The 19609-nt window shown below is 72.8% G+C and carries 25 protein-coding genes and 1 pseudogene; 12 read left to right on the top strand and 14 right to left on the bottom strand.

Annotated elements, in window-relative coordinates; translation table 11 throughout:
* Positions 1-38: 38 nt before the first annotated feature.
* The gene (locus tag ACGFT1_RS17475; protein ID WP_373909844.1) at positions 39-1490 is read right to left on the bottom strand and encodes a WGR domain-containing protein; all 1452 of its coding nucleotides are present in this window, start codon (positions 1488-1490) and stop codon (positions 39-41) included.
* Positions 1491-1788: 298 nt separating this feature from the next.
* Positions 1789-2040, bottom strand: a pseudogene (locus ACGFT1_RS17470) (short-chain dehydrogenase); the annotation flags it as partial.
* Between the two features lie 290 nt (positions 2041-2330).
* Here ACGFT1_RS17470 and ACGFT1_RS17465 point away from each other — a divergent pair.
* Together ACGFT1_RS17465 and ACGFT1_RS17460 are read left to right on the top strand one after the other, a co-directional pair.
* Positions 2331-2924: a hypothetical protein gene (locus ACGFT1_RS17465; RefSeq protein WP_373910102.1), complete on the top strand. Its 594-nt coding sequence runs from the start codon at positions 2331-2333 to the stop codon at positions 2922-2924.
* 536 nt (positions 2925-3460) lie between these two features.
* Complete coding sequence (locus ACGFT1_RS17460; RefSeq protein ID WP_373909843.1) at positions 3461-4939, top strand: glutamate-cysteine ligase family protein; 1479 nt, start codon at positions 3461-3463, stop codon at positions 4937-4939.
* A 49-nt stretch (positions 4940-4988) separates the two neighbouring features.
* Here ACGFT1_RS17460 and ACGFT1_RS17455 read toward each other — a convergent pair whose 3' ends face one another.
* The gene (locus ACGFT1_RS17455) at positions 4989-5378 is read right to left on the bottom strand and encodes a winged helix-turn-helix transcriptional regulator (RefSeq protein WP_373909842.1); all 390 of its coding nucleotides are present in this window, start codon (positions 5376-5378) and stop codon (positions 4989-4991) included.
* 150 nt (positions 5379-5528) lie between these two features.
* Here ACGFT1_RS17455 and ACGFT1_RS17450 point away from each other — a divergent pair, with 150 nt between their 5' ends.
* The 8 genes from ACGFT1_RS17450 to ACGFT1_RS17415 all read left to right on the top strand — a co-directional run bounded on the left by ACGFT1_RS17450 (position 5529) and on the right by ACGFT1_RS17415 (position 10367).
* Positions 5529-6179 carry an FMN-dependent NADH-azoreductase gene (locus ACGFT1_RS17450; protein WP_373909841.1) on the top strand — a complete coding sequence of 217 codons (651 nt, stop codon included), beginning with the start codon at positions 5529-5531 and terminating at the stop codon, positions 6177-6179.
* A 265-nt stretch (positions 6180-6444) separates the two neighbouring features.
* The gene (locus ACGFT1_RS17445; RefSeq protein ID WP_373909840.1) at positions 6445-7053 is read left to right on the top strand and encodes a flavin reductase family protein; all 609 of its coding nucleotides are present in this window, start codon (positions 6445-6447) and stop codon (positions 7051-7053) included.
* 101 nt (positions 7054-7154) lie between these two features.
* A complete protein-coding gene (locus ACGFT1_RS17440; RefSeq protein ID WP_373909839.1) occupies positions 7155-7835 on the top strand; it encodes a maleylpyruvate isomerase N-terminal domain-containing protein in 681 nt (226 codons plus the stop codon).
* Between the two features lie 101 nt (positions 7836-7936).
* A complete protein-coding gene (locus ACGFT1_RS17435) occupies positions 7937-8218 on the top strand; it encodes a hypothetical protein (protein WP_373909838.1) in 282 nt (93 codons plus the stop codon).
* A gap of 306 nt (positions 8219-8524) precedes the next feature.
* Positions 8525-8689, top strand: a complete 165-nt coding sequence (locus ACGFT1_RS17430) for a hypothetical protein (RefSeq protein WP_373909837.1) — start codon at positions 8525-8527, stop codon at positions 8687-8689.
* A gap of 2 nt (positions 8690-8691) precedes the next feature.
* Complete coding sequence (locus ACGFT1_RS17425; RefSeq protein WP_373910101.1) at positions 8692-8967, top strand: DUF4190 domain-containing protein; 276 nt, start codon at positions 8692-8694, stop codon at positions 8965-8967.
* Positions 8968-9027: 60 nt separating this feature from the next.
* Entirely contained in the window at positions 9028-9828 is an 801-nt protein-coding gene (locus tag ACGFT1_RS17420; RefSeq protein WP_373909836.1) for a YqjF family protein, read from the top strand.
* Entirely contained in the window at positions 9825-10367 is a 543-nt protein-coding gene (locus ACGFT1_RS17415; protein WP_373909835.1) for a hypothetical protein, read from the top strand. Before ACGFT1_RS17420 ends, ACGFT1_RS17415 begins: the two co-directional genes overlap by 4 nt.
* A 235-nt stretch (positions 10368-10602) precedes the next feature.
* Here the strand turns inward: ACGFT1_RS17415 and ACGFT1_RS17410 are convergent, their stop codons facing one another.
* Positions 10603-11022, bottom strand: coding sequence for a CBS domain-containing protein (locus ACGFT1_RS17410; protein WP_373909834.1), 420 nt, complete (start codon positions 11020-11022; stop codon positions 10603-10605).
* Positions 11023-11204: 182 nt separating this feature from the next.
* On the opposite strand from ACGFT1_RS17410, the gene ACGFT1_RS17405 reads away from it, so the two are divergent.
* A complete protein-coding gene (locus tag ACGFT1_RS17405; protein ID WP_373909833.1) occupies positions 11205-12086 on the top strand; it encodes a DMT family transporter in 882 nt (293 codons plus the stop codon).
* A 6-nt stretch (positions 12087-12092) separates the two neighbouring features.
* On the opposite strand, the gene ACGFT1_RS17400 is transcribed toward ACGFT1_RS17405, so the two are convergent.
* From ACGFT1_RS17400 to ACGFT1_RS17390, 3 genes are all read right to left on the bottom strand, one after another.
* Positions 12093-12536, bottom strand: coding sequence for a MarR family winged helix-turn-helix transcriptional regulator (locus ACGFT1_RS17400; protein ID WP_373909832.1), 444 nt, complete (start codon positions 12534-12536; stop codon positions 12093-12095).
* Positions 12537-12786: 250 nt separating this feature from the next.
* Positions 12787-13347: a quercetin 2,3-dioxygenase gene (locus ACGFT1_RS17395; protein ID WP_373909831.1), complete on the bottom strand. Its 561-nt coding sequence runs from the start codon at positions 13345-13347 to the stop codon at positions 12787-12789.
* A 495-nt stretch (positions 13348-13842) separates the two neighbouring features.
* On the bottom strand, positions 13843-14013 hold the full coding sequence (locus ACGFT1_RS17390) for a hydrophobic protein (protein WP_356825992.1): 171 nt from the start codon (positions 14011-14013) through the stop codon (positions 13843-13845).
* 138 nt (positions 14014-14151) lie between these two features.
* Between ACGFT1_RS17390 and ACGFT1_RS17385 the strand changes: the two genes are divergently transcribed.
* Positions 14152-14325, top strand: a complete 174-nt coding sequence (locus ACGFT1_RS17385) for a CsbD family protein (protein ID WP_356825994.1) — start codon at positions 14152-14154, stop codon at positions 14323-14325.
* Positions 14326-14416: 91 nt separating this feature from the next.
* Here the strand turns inward: ACGFT1_RS17385 and ACGFT1_RS17380 are convergent, their stop codons facing one another.
* The 7 genes from ACGFT1_RS17380 to ACGFT1_RS17350 form a co-directional block, all read right to left on the bottom strand.
* Entirely contained in the window at positions 14417-14866 is a 450-nt protein-coding gene (locus tag ACGFT1_RS17380) for a MarR family winged helix-turn-helix transcriptional regulator (RefSeq protein WP_373909830.1), read from the bottom strand.
* Positions 14867-15034: 168 nt separating this feature from the next.
* Positions 15035-15367: an STAS domain-containing protein gene (locus tag ACGFT1_RS17375; protein WP_373909829.1), complete on the bottom strand. Its 333-nt coding sequence runs from the start codon at positions 15365-15367 to the stop codon at positions 15035-15037.
* A gap of 98 nt (positions 15368-15465) precedes the next feature.
* The gene (locus tag ACGFT1_RS17370) at positions 15466-15954 is read right to left on the bottom strand and encodes an MSMEG_6728 family protein (protein ID WP_373909828.1); all 489 of its coding nucleotides are present in this window, start codon (positions 15952-15954) and stop codon (positions 15466-15468) included.
* Between the two features lie 73 nt (positions 15955-16027).
* Positions 16028-16909: an SDR family oxidoreductase gene (locus tag ACGFT1_RS17365; protein WP_373909827.1), complete on the bottom strand. Its 882-nt coding sequence runs from the start codon at positions 16907-16909 to the stop codon at positions 16028-16030.
* Positions 16910-16965: 56 nt separating this feature from the next.
* Positions 16966-17418: a hypothetical protein gene (locus ACGFT1_RS17360; protein ID WP_373909826.1), complete on the bottom strand. Its 453-nt coding sequence runs from the start codon at positions 17416-17418 to the stop codon at positions 16966-16968.
* An 84-nt stretch (positions 17419-17502) separates the two neighbouring features.
* Positions 17503-19122 carry a phytoene desaturase family protein gene (locus ACGFT1_RS17355; RefSeq protein ID WP_373909825.1) on the bottom strand — a complete coding sequence of 540 codons (1620 nt, stop codon included), beginning with the start codon at positions 19120-19122 and terminating at the stop codon, positions 17503-17505.
* Positions 19115-19606, bottom strand: a complete 492-nt coding sequence (locus ACGFT1_RS17350; RefSeq protein ID WP_373909824.1) for an SRPBCC family protein — start codon at positions 19604-19606, stop codon at positions 19115-19117. Before ACGFT1_RS17350 ends, ACGFT1_RS17355 begins: the two co-directional genes overlap by 8 nt.
* Positions 19607-19609: the final 3 nt, after the last annotated feature.

The raw sequence follows: 19609 nt of genomic DNA, 5'->3' as shown, positions 1-19609 counted from the left end.
CGCCGGGGCCCGGCACCCGGCCCGGTACGGCCGGGCTGTCAGAGCAGGCGCCGGATGTCACCCCGGACCCGGTAGAAGCCGCCCGCCGCGGGGTGCAGGGCGTCGACGACGTACCGCGCGCCGGGCTCCCGTATCGCGCGGGGGAACTGGACGTTCCAGGAGGAGTCGTAGCCGTCGGACAGCACGTGCACCCGGACCCGGCCGGCCTCCCGCACGCATTCGACCACCACCGAACCGGCCGGCGCCTGGGCGACCGTGGCCACCGCGGTCACTGCCGTGGCCGGCGCGTACGTCGGCAGGGCGGCGGCGAGCTTGACGTCCCGCACCACCGGCACCGTGCCCTGCTGGGCCGCGGAGACCGCCGCCTCGCTCGCGTCCACGCAGACCAGCGATCCGTCCGTGGTCACCAGGTACAACCGCTCGTCGTGGTACTGCATCGACAGCGCCGAACCGCTGCCCGTGCCCAGCTTCCACAGGCGCTTGCCGTCCCGGTCGAAGCAGTACACGGATGACGCGCCGTCACCGGCGAAGACGAACCGGCCGCCTGGCGAGGTGGCGCAGGAGTACACGCTGCTGTCGCACGCGTACGTCGCCTCGATGGCACCGCTCTCCTTGGACAGCCGCTGGACCACCCGGTGCGCGGTGCCCGCGTACACGGCGTGCTCCTCCTGCCAGCCGAAGAGCACGCCGCCCCGGGTGGGGGTGTGCCACAGTTCGCCGCCGCCGTCGGGCGCGTAGGCGGTGACGCCCCCTTGGTGGCCGTGGTAGACGGCCCGGTCGTCGGCCCGGACCATCCACGCGTGCTCGCCCCGGCTGCGGCGGGACCACTGGTGTTCGTCCTCGTGGTCGATGACGGTGAGCCGGCCCGCGCGGTCCGAGACGTCCAGGACGCCCTCGTGGATGTCCAGCCAGAAGATGTCCACGTCGACCGCGATGTCATAGGCGGCGAAGGGGAGTTTCGAGGAGAGGTCGTACACCGTGCCGTCGTCGCAGCCCGCGTAGATCCAGAAGTCGTCGGCGACCAGGCACTTGACGCCGTCCGGCAGGCCGAACCGGGCCAGGACGTCGCCCTCGTGGTCCAGGGTGTAGACGTCACCCGCCTGGTTGCCCACCCAGCAGCGCTCGTCGTCGACATGGATGCCGAACGCGGCGGAGCCGGTGCGGAACCGCCACAGCACGGGCGCCACCGCCCGCGCCGTGGACGGGGCCGAGCTGACCTGACGCCGGGTCACCGCGCGCGGGGCGCGCTGTCCCGGGACGGCGGGGGCGTATCCCTTGCGGACCTTCTCCCCCACCTTCCTCGCGGCGGCGGCCCGCGCCTTCTCCGCCGTCGCGAACGCCGTCGTCTGCGTCTGCCCGGCGGCGCCGATCCGGCCGTACCGCACGGTCACCACCAGACCGTCGACGGTCACCTCGTAGAACTTGTGGGCACCCTCGCCCTCCTGCGACAGCTCCAGATACGTCGTCGACACGGTGCACGCCGTGCACATGGCAGCCCCCTCCCCCAGGACGGACCGCGGCCGTTCCCGCAGGTCCTCACTGCTCCACACGGTAGAGGGCCCCACTGACAATCCCGCCGCCCCGCGGGCCGTACCGGCTAGACGCCTCCGACGCCGCCCACGGCCCGGGCCGGCAGCGTCAGCGAGTGGCTGTGCGCGTCGCCGGGAACCGTCGTGATCCGGGAGAGCCCGGCCTCGCCTTCACCGACGGCGAACCACCGCACGCCGCCGCCCTGCACGTGCAGCGCCGCACGCGTGGCACCAATGTCCCGGGACGGCGCACCTGGTCCGCCGACTGCGGGTGGAGCGCCGCCAGGTCGCCGGAGAGGGCCGCCTTGACCTGCCGGCTGACGTCGTCCGCCAGCACCTCGTACGCCCCGGACTCGACGCCGGCCAGCGCCAGCGCGGCGACGTCCCGGGGGCTGGACTTGGGCGCGTCGACGTGTGCGGCCGTGTCGGTGTCGAGGTAGCCGACGTGCAGTCCGGTGACACCGATGCCCCGCGGACTCAGCTCCAGGCGCAGGGAGTTGGTCTGGGACGGCATGGGCTCCCGGCCGGGGCTTCACACCTCGGACAGTCGTTTCGTTCTACCACGTGCCCGTTCTTGCCTGCCGGGGGCACCGGCACCGGCCAGGTCTGCTGCTACGAGCATCACTGGTGCCGGCGAACACCAAGGTGACGGGGTGACAAGCGATCACCCAACGATCAGGTCGCCGCGGCCGGCCATGGCACCCGGCTCGCCACTCACACCGAGCATCCAGAAGCATCCAGGCGTGTCGCGCCGGTGGGTCCTGGTGCTCGGCGGTGACGAGGTGCCCAAGGCCAGGGAGAATCCGGCTCATGGATGACGCGTTCACGCTCCTTCGGCAAGCCGTTGACCTGTTGCCCGAGGACGCCATGACAGAGAACGGCGTGACGGTCGGGGATGTTCGCGAGGACATCAGGCGCCAGGAGTGGGAGATGGTGCTCGGCCTTCTCACCGAGTTCGGAGACGTCCATTCCATCTCCCTGCACTTCTGGGAGCTTCTCGCCGAGGCCGCCCGGCAGATGATGCTCGACCGCAGCCGCCGCTGGTGCGAGTGGCGGGGCTGGGAAGTCCGGCACGGCACGGTCAGGGCGACACTGAGTCTCCCAGAGGCAAAGAAGGGCGGACGCCGGAGTGCCTATGCCGGGGACGGCCGACTCAGACCGATGTGGGACATCGGCAACCGCACCACCGGTGGAGAACGCGAGCTGAGCGTCGCACGGGTGTGGGTGGAGTTCGCGGAGGAGCTCGGCCCGGGAGAGACCGCCGACGTTCGGCTGGCCCCTCTGAGCCCCGAGCAGTGGAGGCATCTGAAGTGCGGTGACGTGATCACGATGCACGAGGCCCGGCCTATTGCCGGCACGGCCACGGTCATCGAGGTTTTGCCGCCTCACAGCTGAATTCACTGCGTGATCCTGTGCGAAGCGGCCGGTGGTGCGATGGTCGTCAGTCACTGCCGGAGTTGCGGGGGGGTCGGTCGGTACTGGTGCGGAAGTCGGGCATCCCAAGGCCGCCAACGGCCGTCCGGCGATCTTTCCGGGAACCTCTCGTAGCTCCCGGCCGGCGTGCCAGCCGCCCATGATCATCTACCGGGATTTCCTGTACAGCGACTACTTACACCCGCGCGACGGCAGGGGCGGCGGGCAACGGCGGGGAACGGCCCGAGCGCATGGATGCACCGTTCCCCGCCTCGGACCGGCCGTCCAACGACCCGACCGGTCTGGTTCAGACCCTCCGCCGCCGGGCGCCCGCGGGCCATCCGAGAGGGCCGGGCGGGTGAGAGGGAACCGCGCGGCGCCGCCGGTACGGGGTCCCCCCCGAGGCGGGCGGCCAGCGGCGACGGGCAGGGGGCTCGACGGCGACCCGCTTGGTGCGGGTCGTGCGGGGGTGCGACGCTGGGGGGAGAGGTGTCCGTCGAGGGGACCCTGGAGGGCCGATGGGGCGTGACGTCCCGGCGCTCGTCTTCACCCGCGAGGACCGCCGCCGGTACCGGATCAAGATGCACGCCTGCCTGGACGCGCTGGCGCTGATGCTCCGCGAGGCACGGTTCGAGTCGGAGCGGCCGCAGGTCGGCCTGGAGATCGAGCTGAACCTGGTGGACGACGGCGCCGAGCCGGTGATGCGCAACAACGACGTACTGGAAGCGATCTCCGATCCCGCCTGGTCCACCGAGCTGGGCCGGTTCAACCTGGAGATCAACGTCCCGCCCCGGCGGCTGACGGCGGGCGGACCCGACGCCTGGGAGTCGGAGATCAGGGCGGCGCTGAACCACGCCGACGAGCGCGCCCGTTCGGTGGGTGCCCGTCTGATCACGGTGGGGATCCTGCCCACGCTGCGCCAGGAGGACATCGGCGAGGGGGCACTGTCGGAGAACCCCCGCTACCGGCTCCTCAACGACCAGGTCTTCGCGGCGCGCGGCGAGGACCTGCGCATCGAGATCGACGGGGTCGACCGGCTGCGCACCTATGCGGACACCATCACGCCGGAGGCGGCCTGCACCAGCACGCAGTTCCACCTCCAGGTGTCCCCGGAGGAGTTCGCCCCGTACTGGAACGCCGCCCAGGCGATCGCCGGGGTGCAGGTCGCCCTGGCGGCGAACTCCCCGTTCCTGTTCGGCAAGGAGCTGTGGCACGAGACCCGTGTCCCGCTGTTCGAGCAGGCCACCGACACCCGCCCGGAGGAGATCAGGGTGCAGGGGGTACGGCCCCGGGTGTGGTTCGGGGAACGCTGGATCAACAGCGTCTTCGACCTGTTCGAGGAGAACCTGCGCTACTTCCCGGCTCTCCTGCCGTTGTGCGACGAGCAGGACCCGGCCGAGACGCTGGACCGCGGCGACACCCCCGAGCTGGGCGAACTCACCCTGCACAACGGCACCATCTACCGCTGGAACCGACCGGTCTACGCCGTCACCCACGGCGTACCGCACATCCGGGTGGAGAACCGGGTGCTGCCGGCCGGACCGACGGTCGCCGACACCCTCGCCAACGGCGCCTTCTACTACGGGCTCACCCGGGCCCTGGTGGAGGAGGACCGGCCCGTGTGGTCACGGATGTCCTTCTCGGCCGCCGAGGACAACCTGCACGCCGCCGCCCGGCACGGCATCGACGCGCTGCTGTACTGGCCCGGGATGGGCGAGGTGCCGGTGCCGGAACTGGTCCTGCGCCGGCTGCTGCCGCTCGCGCACCGCGGACTGGAACACTCCGGCATGGACGACGCGTGGCGGGAGCCGCTCCTCGGGATCATCGAGCAGCGCTGTGTGACGGCACGGAACGGGGCCGTGTGGCAGAAGGAGATGTTCCACCGCCTGGACACCGCCACGCACGCCGGCCGGCACGAGGCGCTGCGGCGAATGGCCCAGCTGTACATCGACTACATGCACCTGAACGCACCGGTGCACACCTGGCCGGTCGACTGAGGGCTGGGCTCCCGGGTGGCTGAGCGCCGGGCTCCCCGGTGACCGAGCGCTAGGCCCGTGTCCGTGGCGGCCGTTCCAGGCTGGTCTCCGGGCACGCCGACGCCTCCGGCAGGTGGACCTTGGCCCACTCCGCCAGCTCGCGCAGCGCGGGCTCCAGGGCCGCGCCGGCCGTCGTCAGCCGGTAGGAGACGCGCAGCGGCGGGCCCTCGTCGACCTCGCGCAGCACGAGTCCGGCCGCGCCGAGTTCGGCGAGCCGGTCGGACAGCATGCGTTCGCTGATGCCGGGGACGGCCCGGCACAGGTCGGTGAAGTACGCGGGCTGTTCAACCAGAACGGCCACGATCGGGCCGCTCCAGCGCTTGCCGAGCAACTGGAAGACGCGCGTGATGCCGTCGTCCACCCGCTTGCAGGCCGCACTGTCGTGGTTCTCGTCCGCCATGACCTCAGGGTACTACTCCTCCGTAGGGGGGTGAGAAAAAGTAAGTCCCTGTGTTAGAAATAGTCTCGTATGAATCGTCAGCCGGTGCGCTGCGTGTCCGGCTGCCTTGCCTCGCTCATTGCTGCCTCGCTTCGCTCACTGGAGACCTTCATGGCCACCCTGCTGCACATCGACTCATCCGTCTTCCCGACCCAGGCGTCGGCCTCCCGCGCCGTGACGGAGGCCTTCCGCAAGCACTGGGAGGAGGAGCACCCGCAGGGCACGGTCATCTACCGCGACCTGGCCGCGCACCCCGTCCCGCACATCACCGCCGAGGCGCACCTCGCCGGCTTCACCGACCCGGCCACGCACACGCCGGAGCAGGCCGCCGTCTTCGCCGAGCGCGTGAAGCTGATCGAGGAGCTGGAGCAGGCCGACGCCGTGCTGATAGGCGCCCCGATGTACAACTACACGATCCCGTCGACCCTCAAGGCTTGGCTGGACAACATCGTCCTGATGGGCCGCACCGGGGGTCCGGACCCGTCCGCCAAGGGCACCCCGGTGACCGTCGTCGCCAGCCGGGGCGGCTCCTACGCGCCGGGCACGCCGCGCGAGTCGTACGAGTACGTGCAGAACTACCTCAAGGCCGTCCTCGCCGACGCCCTCGGCCTGGACCTCGAGTTCATCGTGCCGGAGCTGACCATGGCGTCGAAGAACCCGGCGATGGCCGAGCTGGTCCCGCTGTACGAGGCCTCGCGTGACCGCGCCTTCGAGGCCGCCGCCGCCAGGGCCAAGCAGCTCGCGGAGCGCCTCGCGGTCTGACGGACCGACGGCCCGGGTACCGGGCGGCACCCGGGCGAGCGGCCCCGGACCGGCATACGACGGTCCGGGGTCACTCCGTGCCGTGCCGTGTCGCGGACGTGGTCGCGGGCGTCGGCCGCCGGCTCGTAGACGTCGGCGCAGAGGGTTCCGCTCAGGGCGACACGGGCAACACGGCTGCACCGGCGGCGCGCTTCACCGTGTGTGGGCGCCCGGTGCACAGGGGCCGGCGGTGTGACCCGGCCGGGTGACCGCTTAGCGTGCTGTCATGCGTGTCGACTACTCACCGGATGCCATGGATCCGGGATCCTTCTACCGCCTGCTCACGGCCGTCGTCGTGCCCCGGCCGATCGCGTGGGTCTCGACCCTCACGCCCGACGGCGCGACGGCGAACCTGGCTCCCCACTCGTTCTTCACCGTCGCCTGCACCGATCCGCCCATCGTCCAGTTCACCTCCGTGGGCCGCAAGGACTCGCTGCGCAACGCGGAGGCGACGGGCGAGTTCGTCGTCAACCTCGCGCCCGAGCCGCTCTTCGCCCAGATCAACGCGACGGCGACCGACTTCCCCCGGGACCGGAGCGAGTTCGACGCCGTGGGCATCGAGCGCGAACCCTCGCTGCGGGTGGGGCCCCCGCGCGTGGCCGCTTCCCCGGTGGCGCTGGAGTGCACCCTGCACTCGACGCTGCGGCTGGGCGGTTCGACGGTCGTGTTCGGCCGGGTCGTGCACGCCGCCGTCCGCGAGGACGCGCTGGTGGCCGGCCGCCCCGACATCGCGCTGCTGCGTCCGCTGTCCCGGCTGGGCGGCGACGAGTGGGGCACGGTCGGCGAGGTCCACGAGCTGGCCCGGGTGCCCTACCGGGACACGGCACGCGACTGACCGGCCCCGGACATCCGGTTCTCACGCACGGCCGGGCCCGGCGCCGCGGGCGACGGTGACTACCATCCGGTGTCCTGACCGCAACGGGACAGGGAGACCGCATGAGCACAGCACAGAGCACCGGCCCGGCGTCCGTCCTGCGCGCGGCGTACGCAGCCGCCACCGCGGCGGTCGCGGACCTCGGCGACGAGGAGTCCTGGCTGCCGACCGGCTGTACGGGCTGGGCGGTGCGCGACCTCGTCTTCCACTGCCTCCAGGACGCCCAGCGCGCCCTGGTGGCCCTCCACACGCCCGCGCACGGACCCGCCGACCGGAACGCGGTGACCTACTGGCGGGACTGGCGGCCGGGCACGGCCGGGGCGGCGAACGGCAGGCGCTGGGTACGGGTGAACGGCAGCATGTTCCTCGACTTCGGCCAGCTGCGCGGCCTGTATCTGGAGACGCTGGCGGCGGCCGCGCACGCGGCGGCCACCGTGCCGCCCGGGACGAGGGTGGCCACGCAGGGGCACGTCCTGACGGCCGGCGACCTCACGCTCACCCTCGCGGTGGAGGCGACCGTCCACCACCTCGACCTGACGGTCCGGCTCCCGCACGCGCCCAGCCCCTCGGCCGAGGGGCTGGCCGCGGTCCGCGCCACCCTGGACGGTCTGCTCGGCCGGCCCGCCCTGCCGGAATGGAGCGACACGCACTACGCGCGCGTGGGCACCGGGCGGGCCGCGCTCACCGACGCCGAACGGACGGCCCTCGGGCCGGCGGCGGATCGGTTCCCGCTGTTCGGATGAGGCCCCGCCGGACCCCGGCCACACACCCAACACGGGGAACGCTCGCGCGACTCCTGCGCGGTGCGGGACGCACCGGCCGGATTGATGGAAACCTGCGCCTCATGAACAACCCCCCCGCCATCAACAGTTACGTCGACCGGGTCACGGCCGGCCCCGGCGGAGCGCTGACCGAAGAAGTCGGCGCCATCACCGGCGACCTCACCGTCGCAACCATCCTCCGCTCGGACGGACACAGTGTGCGCGTCGCCGTCCAGCAGTCCGGCAGCGACACCTGGTACACCCTCGCCGGCAGCCCCGCACCGGTGCCGGGCGGTCAGATCGCCGCCTACCACCGGGATCTGCTGGGCCGTATCCGCCGGGGCGGCGGCACCCGCGCCACCTGAGCACCGGTGGCCGGATCCGAGCGGGCGGATCGGACCCGGCCGAGTCCGGGCGGGCGGCCACGGGCAGGCCGAGCACCCGAGGGGGCCGGAAGGGGCGCGGTCCGTGGAGCCCGGAGCGCGAACGCGTCCGATCCGGCCACGCGTGTGCTGCCGCGCCGTCAGGAACACGCCCGTCCGGCGAACCACTGCGTGAGACGGCGACTCACGGGTAACCGGCGATGTCATGAACGCGTTAAAGAAACGGCCGCAGAGGCCGGTGCACCGACAGGAGTCCGCGCCCCTCGTCGCCGGCCCGGGGAGGCAGCCGTGCTCTTCCTGATCGCCGCCCTGCTCCTGCTGGGCATCGTCGTGGGGTCGGCGGCCTACCTCCCCTGGCCCGTCACGCTGGTGGTCGGTTCGCTCATCGCCCTCTGGCTCGCCGTCTTCGCGGGACGCGAGCGGCGGCGCCGCAACCGGACGAGGGGGGCGTGACGATGCGGCTGACCGCACCCCCCTCGGCCCGGACGGGCCGGCGGGACACCGAAGGCATGGCCGTGGCCTCCTTCGTCCTCGGACTCGTCGGACTGCTCGTCCTCAACCTCGTCCTCGGCCCCGTCGCCATCGTGCTGGCCGTCCTGGCCCTGCGCCGGGACACACCGCGCCGGTTCCGGGCGCTCCTGGGACTGGGACTGGGCATCGCCGACCTGGTCGTGCTCGCCGTCCTCGTCTGCGCGCACGGCACGGCGTCCTGGTCGGTCTGGGGCGGCTGAACCCGCCGGTGCACCCGGCACACCGGGTTTCGGCCGGCGTGCGCGGGAAAGCCGTTGGGCGTGGTGTCGTACGGACCGGAGCAGCGGGTGCACACTCCCGTGCTGCGTGCCGGGTGGCTGACGCAGACCTTCGTGCACTGGCCGTACTCCCCCGGCCAGGTCCAGCGGCTGCTGCCGGCGGGCCTGGTGGTGGACACCTTCGACGGGGCGGCGTGGGTGGGCCTCACCACGTTCGTCATGGCCGGGGTGCGTCCGCCGGGCTCCCCCGTGGCCCTGCCCTCCTTCGCCGAGACCAACCTGCGGACCTACGTCCGTGACCGGGACGGCCGGGACGGGCTGTGGTTCCTCTCCATCGAGGTGGCCTGCCCGGTGATGCTGGCGGCCCGCGCGGTGGGCGTGCCGTACCACCTCGGCCGCCTGGACGTGTCGCGCCCCGCAGACACCCTCGTCTACACCGGGGTCCGGCGCGGCGGCGGCCCCCGCTACCACCTGGCCGTCCGGCCGGGCACGCCGATCCGGCCGGACCCCCGGGACGTGTGGCTGACCTCGCGGTGGCGGGCCTACACGCGGCAACTCGGCGCGCTGTGGGAGACGCCCGTCGAGCACGCGCCCTGGCCGCTGCGCGCGGCCCGCCTCGACCGGGTCGAGGAGACCCTCACCGGGGCGGCCGGACTGCCGCCGTCCGGCACCGAGCCGACCGTGCACTTCTCCGACGGCGTGCGGGACGTGCGTCTCGGCGTCTCCCGCCCGCTGCGTCCCGCTCGCGGCCGGGACGCGAACGGCGGGCCACCGGGATCACGGACGCCCCGGAGCCACGGCAGCCACAGCAGCCACAGCAGCTACGAAGGAGGCTCGCGATGAACCGTTCCCGTACGCCCGGCCCCGAGGGCACGGGTGGCCTGGACAAGCGGCTGCTCGGCATCTACCTCAACGACCACCTCACCGGTGCCACGGCGGGCGCCGAGCGGGCCGGCAGCCTGGTGCGGTCGGCCCGCGGTTCCGCGCTGGGCAGGGCCCTCGGACCGGTCGCCGCGGAGATCCGCGAGGACCGGGCGGCACTGCTGGGCATCATGCGGGACCTGAACGTGCCGGTGCGCCGCGCCAAGGTCTGCGCGGGCTGGGCGGCCGAGAAGGTGGGGCGGCTGAAGACCAACGGCCGGCTGGTGAGGCGGTCTCCGCTGACCACGGTCGTGGAGCTGGAGGCGCTGCGAATGGCGGTGGAGGGCAAGGCGGCCGGATGGGGCACCCTGCGCCGGCTCGCGACGGCCGACCGGCGCCTGGATCCCGGTCAGCTCGGCACCCTCCTGGAACGGGCCCGGCGGCAGCAGGACACGGTGGAGGAGTGGCGGATCCGCGCCGTGGACACCGCCCTGCGCACGAACGGCGCCGGCACGGCGTGAGCCGCACGGCCGGCGGGGCCGCCGCCTGACGTCCGCCGCCCACCCCGACCGCTCCCGGTCGCCACCGGGTCGCAGGGTGAAGGTGCGCGTCGGGCGGACCCCTGACACGCGCAGCGCGGCAAAGGGGTCCACACGCCGTCCAGCACTGCTACTGGCCGTGCGCAGGCCGACTTACCGCACCGTCGCGCCCACCGGGCCGTACCCGAACCTCTCGGGTCCCCCAAGGAGTCCGTCCTCACCGGGTGGGGCCGGCCGCGCTGATGACCCCCAGCGTGGACTCGGGGTCGTACTCCACGGCCACATCGCCCAGGGCGACGATCCCGACCACGCACCCGTCCTCCACGACCGGTAGCCGGCGCAGGGCCTTGCCGCGCATCAGCCACACGGCCCGGTCCACGTCGTCGTCCGGCGCCACGGTGACCAGCTCGCGGCTGCACGCCTCGGCGACCGTCCGCCCGGTGACGTCCCCGCCCTCGGCGAGGATCCGCACCGTCAGGTCCCGGTCCGTGACCAGGCCGCGCAGCCGGTGGCCGGCACAGACCAGGACCACGCCGATGTCCTCGTCGCGCATCCGGGCCGCGACCTCGCACACCGGGGTGTCCGGCGCCACCGCGACCGGATTGGTGGTCATGATCTCGCGGACCGCCTGCGTCATGCACTCCTCCAGCTCACCGGACCGGCTCTGCCCGGCGGATACCCCGGAACCGGGCGCATAGCCCGTCCGGGCGAGAACGGCGCCTGCCGCCCGCGGCCGCACCCGGCACTCGGATCCGGCCCTCCTTAGGCTGGAGGGGCCCGGTCCTCCTCCGGGAGGTCCGCCGCAGGCAGGAGACGGTCGTGATCGAACTGGCCGCGGCGTTCGCCGTCGCGGGAGCAGCGAGCAACGCCGTGGGCACCGCGTTCCAGCGCAAGGCGGCGTCGGCCAGCAGCCGGGGCGGGCTGCGGCTGCTGGCGGAGCTGGTGCACCGGCCCTACTGGATGGCCGGCATGGCGGGCGTGATCTGCGCCGCGCTGTTCCAGAGCCTGGCCCTGGTCAACGGCCCGCTCGCGCTGGTCCAGCCGCTGTTCATCCTGGAACTGCCCTTCGCGCTGCTCGTCGCCGCCCCACTGATGCACCGGCGGCTGCCGCCCTGGGGCTGGTGGGGCGTCAGCGGCTGTGTGGCGGGCCTCGCCCTGCTGCTCCTGGCGGCGGCCCCGCACGGCGCGACCGATCAGGCGCCCCTCTCCCGCTGGATCCCGGCCGTGTGCCTGTGCGCCGGTGGCATGGCCGCGGCGATCCTGCTGGCCGGCCGGGGACGCCCGCCGGCCCGGCGCGCCGCACTGCTGGGGGCGGCCTCCGCGACGGGCAACGCCCTGACCGCCGCCCTCCTGAAGTCGGCCAGCGGCACGTTCGCCGACCACGGTTTCTCCGCGTTCCTGCGGTCCTGGCAGACGTACGGTTTCGCGCTCGCCGGCGCCGCCTCCGTGTTCCTGCTGGAGAACGCGCTCCAGGCCGGTCCGCTGGCCGCGAGCCAGCCGGCCCTGACCATCGGCGACGCGGTGGTGAGCCTGGTCCTGGGGATCACCCTCTTCGACGAACGGATCCGCACCGGCTGGTGGCTCGCACCCGAGGCGTGCGGGGCCCTCATGATCGTGGTGGGGGTGGTGGTCCTCAGCCGGGCCGTCCAGGGCATCACCGTGGTCCCGGCGCCTGCCGGGAAGGAACACATGGCCGGGTGAGGCCGCTCAGGGCGCGGCGACGAGCGGCGGCTGCCCCCAGTCGCAGGTCAGCGCCTCCCGCAGCGCACGCGCCGCGGCCGGACCGATCCGTTCCGCCAGCGCCGTCTCGATCACCCTGATCGTGGCCTGGGCCCGCTCGTGCACGCGCCGCCCCTCGGGGGTGGTGCGGATCAGGCGCCTGCGGGCGGACCCGGGGTCGGGCGTCTGCTCCAGCAGCCCCATGCCGATCAGGCCGTGTACCGCCTGATGGGCCGTCTGCCGGGTGACCCCGACGCGCCGGGCGAGTTCGGAGACGGTGGTGCCTTCCGCGTCGAGCATCGCGAAGACGGACGCCTGCGCCGTCGTCACCGGCTGCTCGCCCGCCGCCTCCATGCTGGCGAACAGGGCGTCCTCGAACCAGCGGCGGCCCTCGGACAGGAGCTGGGGCAGGTTGGCGGCGCGATGACTCATGGCTCCTCACAGGCTCGGGGTACCCGCCGGATTATCCTCCCGAGCAGCGGCGGGCGGGAATCCGGCCGACGTCGCGAAGCACCGCGGCAAGGACCGGCCGACCGGTTCAGCAGACTCCCCGGGCAGGGCCTGCCCCGGCACCATGCCGAACAGGCCGACGGGCGGTGGTGCCGGCGACCTGACCCCCAGCAGCGCGTACAGGGCACGCCCAGGACGCCCGCCGGTAGCGCCTCGGCGTACGGCACGTGCGTCAGCTCCCGGTGCGCCACTGGTGGCCGGGCAGGAAGCGGACGTCGTACTGCCGGGGCGCGGTCGCGAACTTCTCCGGTTCCGGCACGAACGGGCGGACGGGCAGCCCGAGTTCGTCAGCGGGCGTGCCGAGGGTCTCGAAGAACCGCTCGAAGGTGCCGCCGGGTCCGGCGGCGACGCCGACGACCTGGGAGTGGTGCCGTTCCATGCGGTAGGCGTGGGGGCAGTTCTTGGGGACGAAGCCGAAGTCACCGGGCGTGAGCAGCTTCTCGTGCTGCTCGCCCCCGAGGTCCTCCACGAAGAGCCGTACGGCGCCCTGGGTGATGTAGAAGACCTCGTAGGTGTTCGCGTGGGAGTGCGTGGGGATCAGCTCGCCCTTGGGGCCCTCGCAGGTGAAGAAGTTGAACGTGTTCTCGGTCTGTTCGCCGCCCGCGTACACCGTGACGAGGTCGCCGAACAGGTGGGCGCGGTCGCCCAGGCCCTTCTCGACGAAGTAGGGCTTGCCCGGCTCCGGCGGGATGACGGAGCGGGCCCGGTAACGGGTGGCGTACTCGATGGTCATGCAGAACCTCCGGTTCCGTACGGCATTGATGTCAGGCTATCTGACATAGAGGCTCTGGCCGGCCCGGGATCGGTCGGTCTGTGCGGCCTGTGCGGCCCAGGCCATCAGCGCGGGCTGCCCCGCGACGCCGACCTGCCCGCTGCCGGCCGAACGCGCCCAGGTCTTCCGCTGGACCCTCTACCGGACCGTCGCCGCCGCGAACCTGAGGAGGCTGCGGGACCGGCTCGCCGACCCCGCGCACGCCGGTCGCCTTCGCCGAGCCCGGCGGACGGGTGGACCCGGCCCCCCCCTGGCACCTGTACGGGGCAGGGAGACACCTGCCGGAGCACCTGGAGGACCGATGCGCACGCGAACGCCACGTTCGGGTTCCGGGTCGAGAACGGTGCGCCCGTCGAACCCGACAGCCGGCCCGAGCGGGACGCCACCGCACACGCGCGGGGCCCGGCCGTCATACCGGCCGGGCCCCGCGCGGGGTGCGTGTGTCGCTGAGTCAGCTCACCATCGGTACCAGCGACCTCGACCGCCGCCGGAGTTGGCGGAGCGCATGACGAAGCCGAGGAGCCAGAGCACCAGGACGGCGACGGCGACCCACCAGAGGATCTTGATGGCGAAACCGGCGCCGAAGAGGATCAGGGCCAGAAGCAGGACGAGAAGCAGGGGAACCATATGTATCAACCTCCTGACCTCCGCATGCCCTGCGAACTTCCCTTCATTCTTCACCGGCCCCGTGTTTGTGAAGGGAAAGCGGGGGCACGAGCGGGTTACCGCGACAGCGGCACACAAGCTATGAGGAGGCACTGTTCCATGACTGCCGGTGAGAAGGCCAAGGCGAAGACCGAGCAGGCCGAGGGCAAGACCAAGGAAGCCGTAGGAAGCGCCGTGGGGAATGACCGCATGGCTGCCGAGGGGCAGGCCACCAAGAGCAAGGGAGACGCCCGCGAGGCCAAGGAGAAGACCAAGGACGCCTTCAAGCACTGATGGGCTTCTCCCCGTCATACGAAAAGGGCCTTCCCGGAATTGATCCGGGAAGGCCCTTTTTCGATATCCGCGTGAATATCCAGGTGCCGGCTCACAGGGGTGAGCGGCTGCGGGGTACCCGGGCCAGCGGGCTCACCAGGCCGTACATCTGGTTGAAGGCGTCCCGCAGCACCGGGCGGTCCTGCGGCGCGGCCGTCCCGAGGACCTGCTCCAGGAGCTGTCGGCGGCGTTGACGTGTCGCTTCCAGAACGCACTTGCCGGCGCCGGTGAGGCAGAACTCCCCGGGCGGGACACGGCGCACGAGCGTGCGCTGCTCCAGCCGGTCGAGCAGGCCGCGCACCGAGGAGAGGCTGATGCCGAGGTCCCTGGCGATCCGCTCCGGGCCGGCCTGCCCACCCTCCAGGGCGAGCAGAGCGCGCATCTGCTCCTCGGCGACCGTCGGTGCGACGTCCTCATGGGCCCGCTGCCACAACTGGATCATCGATGCGGCAACGTGTTCCGCCGCCAGTTCCGCTCCGGCAGGTTCGGGTTCCACTGACATGGCTTGCCCCTTCCTTGATGCCGTCGAGAACAGGCGCTTACCCACCTGATGACGCATCAGGCCCGCCCGTGCGTTCGAAAGGGTGCTGAACTGGGGCGGTCGAGCAGGGAAACGCGTCCGATACGGCCGTCCGGGTGACGGACCGGAGTGACGGATACGGGAACGAGGTCAGCCGTCTAACGCTGCCGCCGCCTCCTGGGCGGAACCGTAGATGTCGAGGATCTCGTCGACGCCGGTGATTCTCAGCAGCTGCCGCAGCTGGTCGGGCACCGCGGCCAGCACCAGCCTCGCACCGATCTCCTTCGCATGCCGATGCGCCGCCAGCAGCGCGTTCAGTCCCGCGGAATCACAGAACGGCACCCCCGCGACATCCAGTACGACGAACCGGTCACCGGAATCGAGAAGGCTCAGGAACTCCGTGCGGAACATGGGCCCGGTGAGGTAATCCATCTCCCCCTGGAACACGGCCACCAGAGCGTGACCCGAACGGGTCTTCACCACCGTAGGAACGTTGGACACCAGCCCTCCCGATACCGCCCGGAGCGCGGACCGCGTCCCGGAAATGGGCGCCTGCCCCCGATGCGGCCCCCCAACCAGTGTCAGGGATGCCCGGACAGGTCGTGTCCCTCCCGGTCGGACGACGGCCACACATAGGGCAGATCGTCCGGGACGCCGGGGAAGGCGGGCGCGTACGTCTCCGGGTCCTTGCGGACGAGCGCGGAGCGGTGGCTGCGGTGGAATGCCTCGTCACCGAGCCACGGCGGCAGTTCCCCGGCGGCGGCCAGGGATGCCTGGTCACGCACGGGCGCGCCCGGACGGTGCGCGGCGTATCCGGCGACCAGTGAGGCGGCGCAGCTGTCCTGGTGCCCCAGCTCCCGCCAGACCCGGCACACCTCGAGGCCGTAGCGGACCAGTGCCTCGTCGTACCCGATCCACATGCGCACGGCCGGGTGCCGGCGCCAGCCGTACCCGGGGACGGTCAGGCCGCGCAGCACCTGGAGCGCCTCGACCCGCTGTTTGCCCAGGCGGCGGCGGTCGAGGAGCAGGGCGGAGCAGCGGAAGTCGGGATCGGGGAGAAACGTCTGCATGGACGCCGTCCTGGTGGGGGTGGGGGCGGGGTGCCGGCTCGGTTCCGATGCCGCGGTGGTGTTCCCCGGCGGATCACGGGGCGCGCCGGCTCGCCGCGCGGTCGGCGTCCCCGCCGGCGCCGAGGAGTCCGGTGGGCTCCAGGGAATCCCCGGCCTCCAGGCGCGGCAGACCCCTGCGCGCCGCCCGCAGGACCAGCGGGGGCAGGACGGCACGCACCGGTTGCACGAGCCGGAGCCAGGGCGGTGCGTACACGGCGGTACGGCGGTGTTCCAGGCCGTCGACGATCCGGGCGGCGACCTCCGGGACGTCGTACACCCGGCGGGCGGGTCCCGGCATGTGGCCGCGCAGCTCGCGCAGCACCGCGTACCGGTCGGCGTCGCGCACCATGTCGGTGTCGGTCCAGTTCGGGTAGGCGATGCCCACGGCGACACCGTGGGCGGCGACCTCGGCGCGCAGCGCGTGCGCGAAGGCCTCCACCCCCGCCTTCGACGCGCAGTAGGCGCTCATCAAGGGGGCGGCGCCGAGCGACGCGAGGGAGGCGATCTGCAGGTAGTAGCCGGCCGTGGCACGGAGGTCGGGAAGGAAGACGCGGGCGGTCTGGGCGCTCCCGGTGAGGTTGACGTCGATCACCCGCCGCCACTCGGCCGGGTCCGTGTCGGCGAACAGGCCGCCCGCCGCGATGCCGGCATTGGCGATCACGACGGACGGGGTGCCGAGCCACCGGTGTGTCGCGTGGGCGGCCCGGCGCAGGGCCGCGAGGTCGGTCACGTCCGCCTCGATCGCGAGTGCCCGCGTCGGCAGCTGGGCGGCCAGGTCGTCCAGCAGGGCCTTCTCGTGTCCGAGGAGGACCGGCCGGGCGCCCCGCCGGGCGACCTCGCGGGCGAGCGCGGCCCCCAGCCCCCGTGCGGCGCCCGTCACCACGACGGTCCGGTCCTTGAGGGGACTGCTTCCCACAGGCTTCGCCTTTCTCTCGGCGGGGCGCCGGCCGCGCTCCGGTGGCGGGGTGCGGGTCAGGCCTCGGCGGCCGGGGGGCGCGCCGTGTGGTGGGGATGCCCGCGGGTGCGGCGGTCCTCCTTCATCTCGGCCTCGTACAGGTGGTCCCGGCCTTGGGCGAGTTCGCTCACGGCACTGCGTTCCAGCTGCTGGAACGGGCGGTAGTACGTGTCGTTGTAGGCCTCGACGATCTGGAACGTCCAGTGGCCCGGGATGACATTGCGCCCCAGGATCTCGGCCTCGACCTTGTCCGCCCACTCAGGATGTCCCGCCTCGCGCAGCAGCCGCACCGCCCGGTCCAGTTCCAGGTCGGCCCCGCCGGTGAGCTGGTGGAAGCCGTACAGATGGCCGCGGGCGCGTTCGGTGGTCTCCAGGGCCTTCGACAGGGCGCCGAGAGCCTCGACGGTCTTGTCGTCGACGCCTTCGGGACGCCGGTGCCGGCGGTCGGGCCCGTCCTGGTGGTCGTGCATGGTGCTCCCCTGGGATGCGATGGCGTGTCCGGTCCTCTTCCCGATTCCCGGGGTGACCGGATGCGCCGTCCACCGGCCGGCCGGTCAGCGTCTGCGTCCGGTGCGGTCGCGGCGGGTGAGGACACGCTGGACGCCGGCCAGGCCGGGTGCCCGCCGGGAGCGCAGCGCGGCGCGTGCCGCGTTGGCGCCCGGAGCGCCGTGCACGCCTCCGCCCGGATGGGCACCGGCGGAGGCGAGGTACAGGCCCGGCACGGGGGTCTCCGGCCGTCCCGTGCCGGGTACGGGGCGGAAGACGAGCTGTTGGTGCAGGGCGGTCGTGCCGCCGTTGATGGCGCCGCCCGACAGGTTGGCGTCCAGCGCCTCCAGGGTGGGCGGCGCGAGTACGCGCCGGGCGCGGATGAGGGAGCGAAAGCCCGGGGCGAAGCGCTCCACCTGGCGTTCCACCCGGTCCGCCATGCGCTCCTGGTCGGACTTGTCCCAGGTGCCGGTGATGCCCTCGTCGCCGGCGTCCGCCCGGATGTCGTGGGGCACGTGGGTGTAGGCCCAGGCGGACTCGGTGCCCGCGGGGGAACGGGAGGGGTCCGCCGTGGTCATCTGCCCGAACAGGGCGAAGGGACGGTCGGGCACCTGGCGCATGGCGATCTGCGCGGCGAACCGGGTCAGCTCGTCCACACCGTCGGCCAGGTGGACGGTTCCGGCCCGGGCGGCCTGCTCGGCATGCCACGGCACGGGGCCGTCGAGCGCCCAGTCCACCTTGAACGTGGCGAAGTCCCACTGGAAGCGCAGCAGGTCCGCCATCAGCTGGGCGGGCAGGTGTTCGGCGCCGACGAGTTCCCGGTAGAGGACGGGCACGGCCACGTCGGCGAGTACGGCCCTGCGCGCGGGCACCGCCGCACCGGCGCTGGTGCGCACCCCCACGGCCCGGCCACCGCGGATGACGATGTTGTCGACCCGTTCCCCGCAGCGGATCTCTCCACCCTTGCTGAGCAGCCGCCGCACCAGCGCCTCGGTCAGCGCACCGGAGCCGCCGGCCGGCACGGGGAAGCCGTACGTCTGCCCCAGCATGGACATCAGCCAGCCGAAGCCGCCGCTGCCCGCGGACTCGGGGGCGAGGTCGGCGTGCAGGGCGCTGCCGGCCAGCAGCAGCCGGCCGCCCTCGCCGCGGAACTCCTCCTCCCCCATCCGGCGCACCGGCAGGACCAGGGACCGGGCCGTGCGCAGACCACCCGCCGCGCGCAGTGTGCGCAGCAGCCGGAGGGAGGACTTCACCGGCGGGAACGGGGTGAACAGGGTGCCCAGCAGGTCCGGGCTCAGCGTCTCCCACAGCTCGCACAGGCGCCGCCAGGCCGCTCCGTCGCCGGGTGCGAAGGCCTCGGCGGACGCGGCCGTCGTCTCGATGTCCCGGTCGAGGACGGCGCACCGGCCGTCGCTCAGCGGATGGGCGAGCACGCTCGGTGCGTGGCTCCAGCGCAGTCCGTGCTCCTCCAGGCGCAGCGTGGACAGCACGGGGGACGCGGCGGCCAGCGGGTAGAAGGAGCTGAAGACGTCGTTGACGAAGTCGGGGTGGACGCCCCGGTCGTGGCGGACCGCGCCGCCCGGCTCCGGCTGTTCCTCGATCACCAGGACGCTCCAGCCGGCGTCGGCCAGGACGTTCGCGGCCACCAGCCCGTTGGGGCCCGCTCCGATCACCACGGCGTCAGGCATGGCCGGGTGCCTCCCCGGCGCGGGCCTGCCGGGAGGAGGCCGTCGGGCGGCGCTGTGCGTCCTCGCAGCACCGGGCGAGCCGGGCGAGCATGGAGCGGTGGCGCACCTGGATCAACGCCTCGACGCCGACGTTGTGCAGGAGGGCTCCGGCCCCCTGCAAGGGGTGTTCGTCCACGATGACCAGGCAGTGCTCACCCCACTCCCTCAGCTCGATCGAGAAGCGGGCCGTGCCGAGCCATCCCGCCATGATCTCCAGTTCCAGGCGGGAGCCCTCCTCGCAGTGCCGTACGACCGTTTCGTTGGCGAGCCGCACCGGGCCCAGCGGGATCTCGTACGCGATGGACGCGCCGACCTGCGGCCACTGTCCCTCTTTCGGATGAGATTCGCCGGTACCCACCACCCAGTCGGCGTATCGGTTGCCGTCGGCGAGGACTTCCCACACCGCGGCCGGGTCGGCCTTGATCAGACGATGACGAACTGCCATAGG

This window comes from Streptomyces sp. Y20, from assembly GCF_043195475.1.
Lineage (GTDB): Bacteria > Actinomycetota > Actinomycetes > Streptomycetales > Streptomycetaceae > Streptomyces.
This window is presented reverse-complemented; position numbering and strand designations above follow the sequence as displayed.